The following is a 13,790-nucleotide window of genomic DNA, read 5'->3' on the forward strand; positions in this document are numbered from 1 at the left end:
ACTATTTCTCTATAATCGCATCCTGAATGACTTTTTGGATGTCTTCGCGGATGTTTTCCTTAGAAAGTTTATTTGGCAAATTAGAATCCGGATACGTTCTATTGGATAAGAAAACATAAACAATATCCGTTTCCGGATCAGCCCATGCAATAGTTCCCGTAAAACCAGTATGACCGAAACTCGACATCGAAACACAACCGCATGTTGGACCAGCACCACTTATCTGCGGTTTGTCAAATCCTAATCCACGACGGTTGCCTTCACCACAAAACCAACACGTGTTAAAATCGGTAAACGTGGCTTCTGAGAAGTACTGAATTCCACCGTAATTTCCTTTCTGCAAATACATCTGCATCATCTTCGCAATATCCATAGCATTGGAAAAAATCCCTGCATGTCCTCCTACGCCATCTTCCATTGCAGCTTCCATATCGTGAACATAACCCTGAATGGTATCATGACGGAAATAGTTATCTATTTCTGTTGGCGCAATCACACTTTTGTCAAATTTTGTTAAAGGATTATAAAGTGTATTATTCATCCCAAGCGTTTTGTAGAAATTGTCAGTAGCCAATTCATCCAAATGTCTGCCCATAATTTTCTCCAAATAGTGTTTCAAAATAATGAAGGTAAAATCGCTGTAGCGGTATTCTTTTTTATCAATAAGCGGACTCTCGATGATTATCTTCATAATGGTGTCATGATAGTCATCACGCAAGTATAAACTATCGGAGACACGTTTAGTAAATCCTTCGCTATACATTTTTCGATAGTATTTGTCCATTGGCAATTTAGCCGAATCCAAAGTGGCTTTATAAAAAGGAATCCACGCCTGCATTCTGCCATAGTGAGACAACAATTCTTTAAACGTTATTTTCTGCTTGTTCGAACCTTTAAACAGTGGCAACATTTCGCCTAAAGTAGTTTCGAGTGTTACTTTCTTTTGATCGTAAACCTGCATCACATTGGGCAAAGTCGCTACCATTTTGGTTACTGATGCTACATCGTACAAATCGCTGTTCTTAACTCTAACATCACCTTCATAGGTTTGTTTTCCGAATGATTTTTGATAAATTACTTTTCCTTTTCTGGCTACTAAAATCTGCATGCCCGGAGCCATTTTACCATCAATTGCTTTTTGAACATAGGTTTCAATCTGCTTCAATTTCTCTGAACTCATACCAACACTTTCCGGAGTGGCAAAACCCAATCGGTTAATTTTTTGAGTGGTGATTCCGTCACCGGCTTTTAAGGTGCTGTTGATAGAAACCGGAAGTAATCCTTTAGCATCAATCGCTCCAAAAATAAGTTCAGCCGATACTTCTTGAGCAATATTCCCATTTTGATAGGATACAATTACGCCTGGTATTTCATCAAAATTTAAAATTCTGGATAAGGAATACGGTTTGGCAAAGCAATCTATAATTACTTTCTTTTTTGAGGCAATCGAATCAATTACTTGCAATTCAGCCACCGACAATTCTGGCGATTTCCACCAGGATCTATCCGATTTGTGATACCCAATAATTACAGTTTCATAATCGGTTAATTTAGTCATTAAGGTATCGATATTAGTCTCTGAAACTTCTGTGACTTCAGTATATTTCTTTAAAGTAGTAAGGAAAGAACTGTTGGTATCATCACCTAATTTTACGTAGGCAATTTTCTGATTCAGATTCTTAATCGGCAGAATATTTCCATCATTTTTTACAACGGTAACGGCATTTTCATACAATTCATATTGCAACGTTTCATTCGATTTTGGATTTAAATCGTTATACAGATTGATACCTTCAATTGGTTTGTAGTTGTTCAATCCTGCTTTGAATTTGTAGTGTAAAATCTTCTTAACCGACTCTGCTAATCTTGCATCGGTAATTAGGCTATCCTGATAAGCCACACATATTTTTTCTACGGCAAGCGGTACATTTTCTGCAAAAAGTAGTATGTCATTTCCAGCCATGAAAGCTTCCAAATCGATATCGCCTGGTGCTCTGAAATTGCTTGCCCCTTTCATATTTAAAGCATCTGTAAAAATAAGTCCGTCAAAACCCAGTTGGTTTTTAAGCAAATTGGTAACAACACCATAGGAAATTGAGGTTGGATAACCTTCTCGTGGCTCCAGGCTTGGAACGTTCAAATGCGCCACCATTACCGAAACCAAACCTTCATCAAACATTCGTTTGTAGGGATACAATTCTACTTTTTCGATATGATCCAAAGTAGCATTAACAGTTGGCAAAGAGGTATGCGAATCGGTTGCTGTATCTCCGTGGCCTGGGAAATGTTTTCCAGTAGAAAAAACTCCTTGGCCTTGTGCGCCATTCATTAAGGCAATAGCATGTTCAGTAACACTCACTTTATTTTCACCAAAAGAACGGTAACCAATGATTGGATTTTTTGGATTCGTATTAATATCTAAAACTGGCGCGAAGTTGAAATGAATTCCCATTCTTTTGCTTTCTTTTGCCAAGCTGGTTCCCACTTTTTCCAACAATTTCAAATCTTTGATAGCTCCCAAAGTCATATTAAAAGGAAAACGAAAGGTCGAATCAATTCGCATACTCAAACCCCATTCGGCGTCAATTCCAATAAACAAAGGGACTTTGGCAAGTGATTGGTATTTATTTGTCAAACGTGCCTGACGCATTGGACCACCTTGAAAAAAGATAAGCCCACCAATTTTATAATCGCGAACCAATTTTTCAACAGCGTTAGTGTGTATGGTATCTTTATTAGAATATGCGGCAACCATAAACAGTTGTCCTACTTTTTCATCAAAAGACATTTGATTATAAATACTGTCAACCCAACGTGTTTCGCCTGAAGTCTCAGGAAAAAAGTTTTTTCGGTCGGCTTTTAAATGTGGAATGTAGACTTCTTCATCTAAGGCTAATTCAGCTTTAGGTATTGTCAATATAGGCTGATTGACAATTTTGGTTGACGAACAATTCGTAATCAAAAATAGCAATCCTGTGCATAAAACTATACTGAATAATAACCTTTTCATGTAAATGGATTAAAAGAAACGACTGTGCCAGCTTTCGCTCGCAGGAACTTCCCAGTTTTCGTTAAATTCTTCGATACTATTCACCAAATTATTAAAAACAATAGTGTTAGCAGTAACGGCTTTTTCTTTAGCCATTCGTTTAAAATCAATTAGTGATTTATGCGCAATGTGTTCACCGTTTTTAAAGGTTACATTCATTTTATCCAACAAATCGACTTCGTATTTTTGTTCCAAGTTTTGAATAAAACTCACAGAAGAATCTATAGAACAGCCTGTTGCTTGTTGCACTTCATGATTGACAGCAAGAATGATAAACCTATTATATTTCAAGAGATAAGAAGCTTCCAATTCGGTTCCGTGCGCTGACCAATTTTCGATAAATACTTTTAACTCATTTTCGATTTCAGTCATTTCATCATCTGAAAATTTTCTATTGGATTGGTAAATCCAAATTTTAGAATCTTCAGGTAAATTTTCAAAAGGGATATACATAATTTTAATTAAAATGTTTTTACAAATGCAAAGCCTGTGGTCTTACCATTATAAAACGGAATCATTGCTGTTTTAGTATTTGTTGAATTGCTTCGCCAGTTCGAGCCTAGCTCTCGGGTCTTTTTTGAGAACCATTTGCTCGTTATCGGGTATAACCAGTATCCTGCTTTGGCACTCAATATTCCGATTCCGGCTCCGGCAACTACATCGGTAAACCAATGCCTATTGTTGTACATTCTGAAAACTCCAGTTCCGGTGGCAACCAAATAACCCGAAATTCCGTACCAAACGGATACGTTTTTATATTCCTGCATTAAAAGCTCAGCACCCATAAAAGCATTAGCAGTATGCCCTGATGGAAAAGAGTTGAATCCGTTACCGTCAGGTCTTTGAACGTGTGTTATATTTTTTAATCCTATAACTGTAATACCCATCAATAGTGCTGAAGTTGAGGCAATAATAGCTTTATCTTTGGTGTTGTTTTTGCCTTCAATTCCAAATAAATTTAAAGAAAAAACGGTCGCCAATGGTGCATATTGTGAAAAATCATCAATGGTAATTTTTTCGTCAATATGTTCAGTAACTTCTTCGCTAATATTGTTGTTAAACAGTTTTAAATTATCACTTTCCAATCCGACTATTCCATAACCAATTAGGGCTACTGGAATTATTAATTGTTGGTACTTAAATTGTAACTGCCTATTTTTCGATATTGTTATCGTATCAGCAACTCCATTTTGTCCAAAACCTAAAATACTTGTAAAAAATAAAAAAAGAAGGCAATTATATTTTTTCATTGATTTTGAATACTTGCCCAAAAATGCTTACTACTACAAATCTTGTGCGTTAGCGATTAATTCAGCGATGTCCATTACTTTAACATTGGCTTCTTGCTCTTTGGCTTTAACACCATCGGTCATCATTGTGTTGCAAAATGGGCAACCCGCAGCGATTATTTCCGGTTTGGTTTCCAAAGCATCTTCGGTTCTTTCTACGTTGATGTCTTTGTTACCCGTTTCCGGTTCTTTGAACATTTGGGCACCACCGGCACCACAACATAAACCATTAGCTTTTGAACGTTTCATTTCCACCAACTCGGCATCCAGTTTTTGGATTAAATCCCTAGGAGCTTCATATACATTATTTGCTCTTCCGAGATAACATGGGTCATGAAACGTAATTCTTTTTCCTTTGAATTGTCCGCCTTCAATAGTTAATCTTCCTGAATCTAATAGTTGTTTTAGGAATTCAGTGTGATGAATTACTTCATATTTTCCACCCAATTCAGGATATTCATTTTTCAGTGTATTAAAACAATGTGGACAAGCTGTTACGATTTTTTTAGCTTCGTAGGCATTCAGAACTTCAATGTTCATCATGGCTTGCATTTGGAACAAAAACTCATTTCCTGCACGTTTTGCAGGATCTCCGGTACAACTTTCTTCTGTACCCAAAACAGCAAAATCGACATTCGCACGATTTAAAATACGTACAAATGCTTTAGTTATTTTCTTTGCTCTGTCGTCAAAACTACCAGCACAACCAACCCAAAACAATACTTCGGGTTGTTTGCCTTGAGCCATCATTTCTGCCATTGTGGGCACATTTAATACTTCTGACATATAATTTTAGATTTTAGATATAAGATATTTAAATTTAAAATTTAAAATCTAATATTTAATATTACTCATGGTGCTCGTCGTCAAACACCTGAATAGTTACTTCTTTTTCAACTAAATCTGTGAATTTTCCTCTGTAACGGGTTGCTTTTACCAAGTGATTGTCAATCCAGTGGTAGTTTCCACCACGTGGTTTTCCGAATAGAATTCCGTGGTATTTGAACCCATGCTTTTTTAACCAAATCTCAGTATATTCTCTATGTGCTTCTGTTCTTGAAGTAAAGAAGAATATAATATGACCTTCGTCATACCATTTGTTTAACGTAACTAATGCATCAGGATAAACCTCTGCAGTTAGCATTCTTTCAGGCTCTTCGTTTGGAATATCGTCGCAAACAGTTCCGTCAATATCGATTAAATAGTTCTTAATTCCTTCAGGTAAAATCGGGCTTAAATGTTGCCCGTTTTCGGTAATGCTTTGCAAGTTTTTGTCAATGTCTTCCGCTTCCATTTTGTTTTACTTTTTTTTAATATTTCACATTCATTTGACAAATTCCCAAGCCTCACATTTTTGGCAATTTGTTTATTTTTATAGATTTATAAATAAAATCAATTATTATTCATTTTTCCAGTTTAGTCTATCTTGTTGGTTGTACTGCCATGGTGCGCCATTGTTCTCAATGTTTGTCATCATCGCATTCAAAGATTGTGGCGCGGCACTTTGTTCCATTACCAAATAGCGTCTCATATCCATGATAATTGACAACGGGCTGATATTTACCGGACATTCTTCTACACAAGCATTACAAGAGGTGCATGCCCAAAGTTCTTCTGTCGTAATATAGTCATTTAATAACGATTTATTATCTGGTACAAAAACACCTTTGTTGGCATCTATATTTCTTCCTACTTCTTCCATTCGGTCACGCGTATCCATCATGATTTTACGTGGCGATAATTTTTTCCCGGTTAGGTTTGCCGGACAAGAAGAAGTACAACGACCACATTCGGTACACGTGTAGGCATTTAGCAATTGAACCCAATTCAAATCCTGCACGTCAGAAGCTCCAAATTTACTAGGAACCGCATTTTCATCAACAGGTTGCGCTGCGAATGGATCGGCATTTGGATCCATCATCAGTTTTACTTCTTTGGTAACACTTTCCAGATTGTCGAATTGTCCTTTCGGATTCAAATCGGCGAAATACGTATTTGGGAAAGCCAAAAGAATATGCAAATGTTTTGAATAGTATAAATAATTCAGGAACACTAAAATACCTATAATATGTATCCACCACGCAATCATTTCAATAGCTTCAACTTGAGCCACATCTAATGACGAAAACCAAGGATTAATATATTGTGAAATGATGTTTCCGGAATTCATTGCCTGAAAATGCAAATCGGTTGCGTTCATAATCAGAAACAAAGACATCAAAACTATTTCGAAATACAAAATGATATCCGCATCTCTTTTTGGTGCGCCTTTCAAATCGGAACTTGCGAAACGTTTTAGTCGAATAATATTTCTTCTAATCCAAAAAATAATCACGGCTACTAAAACCAATACCGCAAGAATTTCAAAAGAACCAATCAGGAAACCATAAAATCCACCTAAGAATGAAAATATTCTGTGTGTTCCTAAAAGTCCATCAATGATGATTTCTAAAACTTCTAAATTGATAATGATAAAACCTGCGTACACTATAATATGCAGCAATCCGGCAATTGGTTTTTTAACCATTTTGGATTGTCCCAACGCAATCATTGCCATATTTGCCCAACGTGCTGATGGATTATCCGTACGATTAACATCATGACCCAAATTGATATTGCGTTTTAGTTTTTTTACATTTTTAGCAAAAAAACCAATTCCAATAACAAGAATGATAGCAAAGAGTATGTTGTCGATATACATCATGGCTTTGGGTTACTTTTTAATAGTATCGTTTACGGGTGCTTTATAGGGTTTGTTTTTCTTTCCGAACAACGATACGTTTACATAACGCGTTGGATTTAATCGCAAATCTTGTAGTAACAATTCTAATTCTTTAGATGATTTAGATAAGTTAGTATACATCGTTTCGTCTTTGGCAAGTTTGCCCAACGTTCCTTTTCCAGCTTGTACATCTGCCATAATCTTATCAACGCTAGCTAATGTTTTTTCGAGTTTCTTAACTGTGGCTCCAATATTTACTTTTGCAATAGAATCGGAGATTTTGGCAAAATTCCCGGAAGCTTTGTCAAAGTTGGTCATCGTATTGTTGATTTTTCCCTTGTTGTCAGCTAACATTTCATTAACCGATTTGGAAGCCCCTTTAAATTCGGCTAAAGTTTCGTCAAGATTGGCGATGCTGCTTTTTAGATTCGCTTTAGTTTTTGAATCCAAAACAGAATTTACATTTTTCAAAAGTGCATCGGCAGAAACCACCATTTTTTCTACTTTCTCCTGAAGCGGCGTCAATCGCTCTGCAACCAAAGAAGTTAAACCCGGTTTGATGTCACCTTTTAAAGTCATTTTTGATTCAGCAATCGATTTATCATCAAAATTTGGCGTAATCATAATTTGCTTACCACCAATTAATCCTGGTTCGTAAATAGAGGCTATACTCGATTTTGAAAAAGTAAAATCTGATTTTATTTGTAATGTCACTTCAATTCTACCTGTTGAACCTAAGAATTTGATTGCGCTAACTTTTCCAACGTTTAGTCCGTTGATTGTTACAGGTGCTGAATTAACCAGACCTTCAACATTGTCATATTGAACGTAGAATATTTTATAATCAGTAAGTAAATCTCTGCCTTTTAAAAAGCTGTAACCCCAAATAAACAATAAAATAGATGCAATTACTAAAATTGCTGTCTTGATTTCTCTAGTGATTTTCAATGTAAATCTTTTTTTATTTTGTAATGTTCATCTCGTCTTTAGGACGAGACTCGAGTGGCAAAGTTAAAATAAATAATTAAAACTCCTTGTTATTATTGCTTTAATGCTTCTTGAACCGATACTTTCTTCCCATTTTTGAATGCAATTAAAAAGGCGGAGGAATATCCTTTGGCTTTGGCTTCCGATAATAATCGTCTTGCTTCTTCGTAATTGGTTGTTTCTCCATACATATATTTGTATAAATTTCCTTCCGATGAAATTGAAATATTGCTTAAACCATTAAAATTACTCGGAACAAGCTCCAATTTTTTTCCACTAGCTGAAAGCTGCACTTTGAATGAAGCCACAGCTGAACTTACAACCTCAGGTTTAGCTACGCTCTGTTCGCCTTTGGCTCGAGTGGACTCAGGTTTTGGTTCTGGTTTTTTTACTTCTGGCTTTTTTACTGTTGGTTTTTTAGCGATTGTATCAATCATTTTCACAGGCTCTATCTGTTGTGATGGCTTGATTGCACTATCATTATCACTGGCTCCAAAATATTCCTTTTTGTAACTAATAATGGCATTGGCAATAGATTCTGCAATTTCTTGTTGTCCTGCTTCTGAATCTAACTTAGAGCCTTCCGCTTGATTGGAAATAAAACCCATTTCAATCAAAACTCTTGGCATATATGCTTTGTGCAAAACCATATAAGGTGCTTGTTTTACGCCACGGCTTTTTTTGCCTAACTGAATGAATTGACTCTGCACTTTCCCTGCTAAGGCGATACTTTGATCTAGATATAATTCTTGAGCCATTGTCATTCCGGCAAAAGATTCAGGAGATTTTGGATCAAAACCTTCATACTTTTGTTTATAATCTTTTTCTAAGGTCACAACCGCGTTCTCTCTTTTTGCCGCTTCAAGATTGGAAGCATTTTTAGACATACCCATTACATACGTTTCACAACCATCCGCGGCGTTGTTTGCATTCGCATTGCAATGTATTGAAACAAAGATATCGGCATCTGCTCGGTTGGCAATGTTAGCACGCTCAACCAAATCAATGAACTGATCTCCTTTTCGGGTATAAATCACATCAATACCTGAACTTTTCTCTAATAGCTTACCGACTTTTAGCACTACTGCCAAAGCAATATTTTTTTCAATATGTCCATGATACACGGCACCATAATCATGATCACCATGACCCGCATCGAGTGTTACTTTAAACTTTTGAGAATGAACCGTATTAGAAAACAATAAAACAGCAAACGCTGCAATTGTTGTTATTTTTATTTGCTTTATTACTTTCAAAATTTACTTAATTAATTATTTTACTGCAGACGCTTTTCCATCTGCAAATAGGACAATAAATGCATCCGAAAAACCATGATTCTTGGCTTCGCTATACATTTTTTTCGTGTACTCTAAATCATATGACTTGCCGTAATAATAACGGTATAGATTGTTTTCAAATGTAAACGAAATATCTTTAAGACCTTTGAAATCATTTGAATATAAGTCTTTCTTTTTGGAACTGGCAAAGAGCTGAATTTTATATAATGCCTGTCCAGGTTCAACTTTTACAGTTTCCTCAGGCTTAGCCATTGCCGTATCTGCAATTTCCTTTTGGTCTTCTTTGAATTTTTTATCAATAGCGCTTATATCTTCTTCCGTTAATGGTTCATTGAAGTACATTTTTTTGTAATGAATAATAGCGTTTGCTATCTGGCGTGCCATTTCGGTTTGCCCTTCATCAGAATTCAGATATTCGCCTTCTTCTTTATTGGATAAGAAACCTAACTCAATCAAAACGCCCGGCATTTTGGCTGCATCCAAAACCCATAAAGGTTGTTGTTTTACGCCTCTTGTTTTTCTGTTTAAACGATTGGTGAAATTTTCCTGAATTGTTGTTGCAAGACTAATGCTGCTGTAGAGATTCTCTTCCTGGATAATTTGAAGTCCTATCAAATTTTCCGGCTTACTTGGGTCAAATCCTTGATAGGTTTTTTTATAATTGTCTTCCAATAAAATTACCGAGTTCTCTTTTTTGGCAACCTCCATATTCATATTAGTTCTTGAAAGTCCCATTACAAATGTTTCTGTTCCGGCAGGTTCAAAGTTTTTAACCGAATTACAATGAATAGAAACAAATAAATTAGCATCAATCTTATTGGCAATTTTTGGACGGTTAACCAATTCTATAAATTCGTCTGTTTTACGGGTATAGGTCACTGTAAAATCTTTTTCTCGTTCAAGAAATTTACCTACTTTAAGAGTTGTCTTTAAAGCAATATCTTTTTCAACAAATCCGTGATAGGAATTTCCCGGATCTTTTCCGCCATGTCCTGCATCAAGAACTATAGAAAAGGTATTAGAATCTGACTGTCCAAAAACATTCAGAATACAAAAAAGGAAAAGTATTGAAAAACAGGTTTTTATATTATTTAAAAATCTCATTCACTCAAAAGTTAATTTTAATTAAAACCGAAAGGGTATAATACCAATATTTCCTTATTTTTGACCGGAAATATTGTGTAAGTTTGCCTCGTCAAAAATCAAGCCATATTTCTACAAAAATAGAATTAAACCTTTGCAAAGAAACTTATTTTATATCGTTTTTTTAACAATTTTCCTAACACTGGGAAACGCAAAAATATATTCACAAGAGTTGCAAAAGGAGCCCAATTCGTTTCCATCTAAAAATCAAGAAACTAAGCCCGAAAACACTACAGAACCTGTCTTAGAAGTTACCGAAGTTAAAGTACCTGATAGCCTCAAGAAAAAGCCTTTATTAGAAGATAAGATAAAACGAAAAGCGGTTGACTACGAAAAATTTGACCAAAAGAAAAAGCTAATCACACTCTACAATAAGGCCGAAGTGTATTATCAGGATATCGAGCTTAAATCGGGAATTATTGTCATTGATTATAATAAAAGTGAAGTTTATGCCGGAAGAATAAAAGATTCTACCGGAGCTTACACACAAAGACCTGTTTTTAAACAAGGAAGTAATGTTGTAGAACCCGATTCTATTCGGTTTAATTTTAAAACTAAAAAAGCGTTGGTTTGGAATTCAAGAACAGACCAAGGAGAGTTTAAAGTAAAAGCGGAAATAACAAAAAAAGAAAACGACTCCGTTTACTTTATGAAAAGAGCTCGATTCACCACAGCCCAAGACGTTGATGATCCTGAATATTATTTTCAAACCAATAAAGTAAAATTAGTACCAGGGAAAAAAGTGGTGGTTGGATTTACCAATATGGTTATTGCCGATGTTCCAACACCTTTAGCATTGCCATTTGCTTTCTTTCCAATGACAGAGAAAAGTCGTTCGGGATTAATTATACCAAATTATAACGACAGTAATACAAGAGGTTTTTCATTGCAAAATGGCGGTTATTATTTTGCGTTAAGCGATAACTACGACTTAGCTGTTCTTGGTGATTATTACACTAACGGAAGTTATGCCATGCGCTTCGAATCATCCTATTCCAAAAAATATAAATTTTCAGGAAATGTAAATATCCGTTTTGAAAACCTCATCAATAGCGAAAGAGGTTATCCAGATTATTCGAGAACTAATATTTACAACATCCAATGGTCACATTCTAAAGATTCTAAATCAAATCCGAACTCTCGTTTTTCAGCTTCGGTAAATCTTGGAAGCAGTAAATATTTTGTCAATTCTATCAATCAGGTTAATGTAGGTTCACGATTGAACAACACTTTGAGTTCTTCGATTTCTTATTCTAAAACGTTCAATTCTGTGCCACAAGTGAATTTGTCTTTGACAGCTACACATTCGCAAAATACAAACACCGAACAAATTAACATGACCTTGCCAACTTTGCAATTGAGTGTTGACAGAATGTATCCTTTTGCACCAAAAGACGGCACTAAAAAAGGGTTTTTTAAGAACATTAATTTACAATACAACCTAAGAGGCGAAAACCGAATACAAACTACCGATTCGCTTTTCTTTAAACCGCAAATGTTCAAGGATGCTAAAATTGGTTTTCAACACAGTATTCCGCTGAGTACAAACTTTAAAGTCTTCAAATATCTTAGTGCAACAACTTCGATGAATTACAATGAAGTATGGTATTTAAAAACGATAAGACGTCAATATGACGCAAGACAGAATAAAGTCGTTGATACTGAAATACAAGGATTTGATGCCTTCAGAACCTATTCCTTTAGCGCTGGATTAGGAACAACCATTTATGGGACGTTTAATTTTGGTGAAACCAAAAAAATTCAGGCAATCCGACACGTAATGCGTCCAAATGTTTCCTACAGTTATACGCCAAGTTTTTCAAAATACTATGACACCTACGATTCTGACGGAAGTGGCACTATGATAAAAGAGTACACGCGATTTGACAACGGAATTTTTGGTTCACCGGGAAAAAATATGTCCAATAATTTAGGATTCAATTTGAGCAATACCTTTGAAGCCAAAGTTACCGAGAAAGATTCAACCAAAACAGAACCTAAAAAAGTAATGTTGCTGAACAATCTAAATTTTTCAACAAATTATGATATTACTGCAGATTCATTAAAATGGTCTCCAATGCGTGTTAGCGGCGGAACATTATTGTTTAAACAAAAGATGAATGTGAATTTTGGTGTGACACTCGATCCCTATGCAATTAGCAATACCGGAAGACGAATAGACACTTGGAACATTGACAATGGCGGTAGTTTGTTTAGAATGACCAGTGCTAATATGACTTTAAACTATGCTTTCTCTAGTAAAGATGGTGATGATGCGGAAAAGAAAAACACTCAAGGTGAAAGAAATGGTGGTCGTGAAGACGACTTGTTTGGTAGCAATACTGATTTGAGCGACAGACGACAGAGTCAATTTGGTGACGATGATGAAGACAAAGAAGCTGCCCCAAGTGAGCTCTTTAAATATGAATTACCCTGGAATGTGACACTCGCCTATTCGCTGACGTATTCTAATAACAATCGAGAGAAAAAAATAACCGGAAACTCGCTAATGGTTTCTATGAATACTGATTTAACGCCTAAATGGAAAATTGGCGCTTCAACAGGTTATGATTTTGTGCAAAAAGGAGTCACATTTACACAGCTTCGATTTGAAAGAGATTTGCTGAGTTGGCGAATGGATTTCAATTGGGTGCCGTTTGGAGATAATCCGTATTGGGGATTTTTTATCGGAATAAAATCGGGTGTTTTGAGCGATATCAAATGGGATAAACGAAATCAGGCAGATAGAAACTTGAGATAGTGCTCAGTGTTCAGTGCTCAGTCGCAGTGTTCAGTCACAGTTTACAACCGTAAACTACAAACTATAAACCAAAAACCTTAATTATGAAAAAAATAATCTTTACAGACAAAGCCCCAGCCCCAATTGGACCATATAACCAAGCCGTTTTGGTTGGAAACACACTTTATACTTCGGGGCAAATAGCATTGCATCCCGCGACTATGGAATTAGTCCTTGATGATATAGAAACCGAAACCAAACAGGTCATGGAAAACATGAAAGCCGTTATCGAAGCTGCCGATATGACTTTTGACAACGTAGTAAAAACGACAATATTCATTATGAATATGGGCGATTTTGCTCGTATTAATTCCGTTTACGGAAGTTACTTTGACGAAAAAACAGCACCAGCACGTGAAACCGTTCAAGTAGCTGGCCTGCCAAAAGGCGTGAATGTTGAGATTTCGATGATAGCGGTGAAGTAAGTTTCCAGTCGCAGTCTCAGTCGCAGTCTGAATACTGAAAACTGAGACTGAGACTGAAAACTGCTACTGAACACTAC

General features: G+C 35.9%; 11 protein-coding genes. 2 read left to right on the plus strand and 9 right to left on the minus strand.

The genetic code is table 11. The features are described 5' to 3' along the window. Position 1: 1 nt before the first annotated feature. From RMN97_RS04005 to RMN97_RS04045, 9 genes are all read right to left on the minus strand, one after another. Complete coding sequence (locus RMN97_RS04005; RefSeq protein WP_309613235.1) at positions 2-3,010, minus strand: glycoside hydrolase family 3 N-terminal domain-containing protein; 3,009 nt, start codon at positions 3,008-3,010, stop codon at positions 2-4. 9 nt (positions 3,011-3,019) lie between these two features. Next, entirely contained in the window at positions 3,020-3,502 is a 483-nt protein-coding gene (locus RMN97_RS04010) for an ABC transporter ATPase (RefSeq protein ID WP_309613236.1), read from the minus strand. 8 nt (positions 3,503-3,510) lie between these two features. Next, entirely contained in the window at positions 3,511-4,299 is a 789-nt protein-coding gene (locus RMN97_RS04015) for a phosphatase PAP2 family protein (RefSeq protein ID WP_309613237.1), read from the minus strand. Between the two features lie 33 nt (positions 4,300-4,332). Beyond that, the gene (locus RMN97_RS04020; protein WP_309613238.1) at positions 4,333-5,124 is read right to left on the minus strand and encodes a (Fe-S)-binding protein; all 792 of its coding nucleotides are present in this window, start codon (positions 5,122-5,124) and stop codon (positions 4,333-4,335) included. A gap of 61 nt (positions 5,125-5,185) precedes the next feature. Beyond that, positions 5,186-5,632 carry a phosphoheptose isomerase gene (locus RMN97_RS04025; RefSeq protein ID WP_309613239.1) on the minus strand — a complete coding sequence of 149 codons (447 nt, stop codon included), beginning with the start codon at positions 5,630-5,632 and terminating at the stop codon, positions 5,186-5,188. A gap of 105 nt (positions 5,633-5,737) precedes the next feature. Continuing rightward, the gene (locus RMN97_RS04030; RefSeq protein ID WP_309613240.1) at positions 5,738-7,042 is read right to left on the minus strand and encodes a (Fe-S)-binding protein; all 1,305 of its coding nucleotides are present in this window, start codon (positions 7,040-7,042) and stop codon (positions 5,738-5,740) included. A 9-nt stretch (positions 7,043-7,051) separates the two neighbouring features. Next, positions 7,052-8,008: an MlaD family protein gene (locus RMN97_RS04035; protein WP_309613241.1), complete on the minus strand. Its 957-nt coding sequence runs from the start codon at positions 8,006-8,008 to the stop codon at positions 7,052-7,054. Between the two features lie 92 nt (positions 8,009-8,100). Next, entirely contained in the window at positions 8,101-9,303 is a 1,203-nt protein-coding gene (locus tag RMN97_RS04040) for an N-acetylmuramoyl-L-alanine amidase (protein ID WP_309613242.1), read from the minus strand. A gap of 15 nt (positions 9,304-9,318) precedes the next feature. Next, a complete protein-coding gene (locus tag RMN97_RS04045; protein WP_309613243.1) occupies positions 9,319-10,449 on the minus strand; it encodes an N-acetylmuramoyl-L-alanine amidase in 1,131 nt (376 codons plus the stop codon). Positions 10,450-10,660: 211 nt separating this feature from the next. On the opposite strand from RMN97_RS04045, the gene RMN97_RS04050 reads away from it, so the two are divergent. Together RMN97_RS04050 and RMN97_RS04055 are read left to right on the plus strand one after the other, a co-directional pair. Next, a complete protein-coding gene (locus RMN97_RS04050; RefSeq protein WP_409024874.1) occupies positions 10,661-13,249 on the plus strand; it encodes a putative LPS assembly protein LptD in 2,589 nt (862 codons plus the stop codon). Between the two features lie 83 nt (positions 13,250-13,332). Beyond that, entirely contained in the window at positions 13,333-13,713 is a 381-nt protein-coding gene (locus tag RMN97_RS04055; RefSeq protein ID WP_309613244.1) for a RidA family protein, read from the plus strand. The last annotated feature ends 77 nt before the right edge of the window (positions 13,714-13,790 follow it).

This window comes from Flavobacterium sp., assembly GCF_031381455.1.
Classification (GTDB): domain Bacteria; phylum Bacteroidota; class Bacteroidia; order Flavobacteriales; family Flavobacteriaceae; genus Flavobacterium.

Coding starts and splice junctions, on each gene's coding strand:
- RMN97_RS04020 (WP_309613238.1), bottom strand. CDS start 5,124: ATGTCAGAAGTATTAAATGTGCCCACAATGGCAGAAATGATGGCTCAA.
- RMN97_RS04005 (WP_309613235.1), bottom strand. CDS start 3,010: ATGAAAAGGTTATTATTCAGTATAGTTTTATGCACAGGATTGCTATTT.
- RMN97_RS04045 (WP_309613243.1), bottom strand. CDS start 10,449: ATGAGATTTTTAAATAATATAAAAACCTGTTTTTCAATACTTTTCCTT.
- RMN97_RS04030 (WP_309613240.1), bottom strand. CDS start 7,042: ATGATGTATATCGACAACATACTCTTTGCTATCATTCTTGTTATTGGA.
- RMN97_RS04055 (WP_309613244.1), top strand. CDS start 13,333: ATGAAAAAAATAATCTTTACAGACAAAGCCCCAGCCCCAATTGGACCA.
- RMN97_RS04015 (WP_309613237.1), bottom strand. CDS start 4,299: ATGAAAAAATATAATTGCCTTCTTTTTTTATTTTTTACAAGTATTTTA.
- RMN97_RS04010 (WP_309613236.1), bottom strand. CDS start 3,502: ATGTATATCCCTTTTGAAAATTTACCTGAAGATTCTAAAATTTGGATT.
- RMN97_RS04025 (WP_309613239.1), bottom strand. CDS start 5,632: ATGGAAGCGGAAGACATTGACAAAAACTTGCAAAGCATTACCGAAAAC.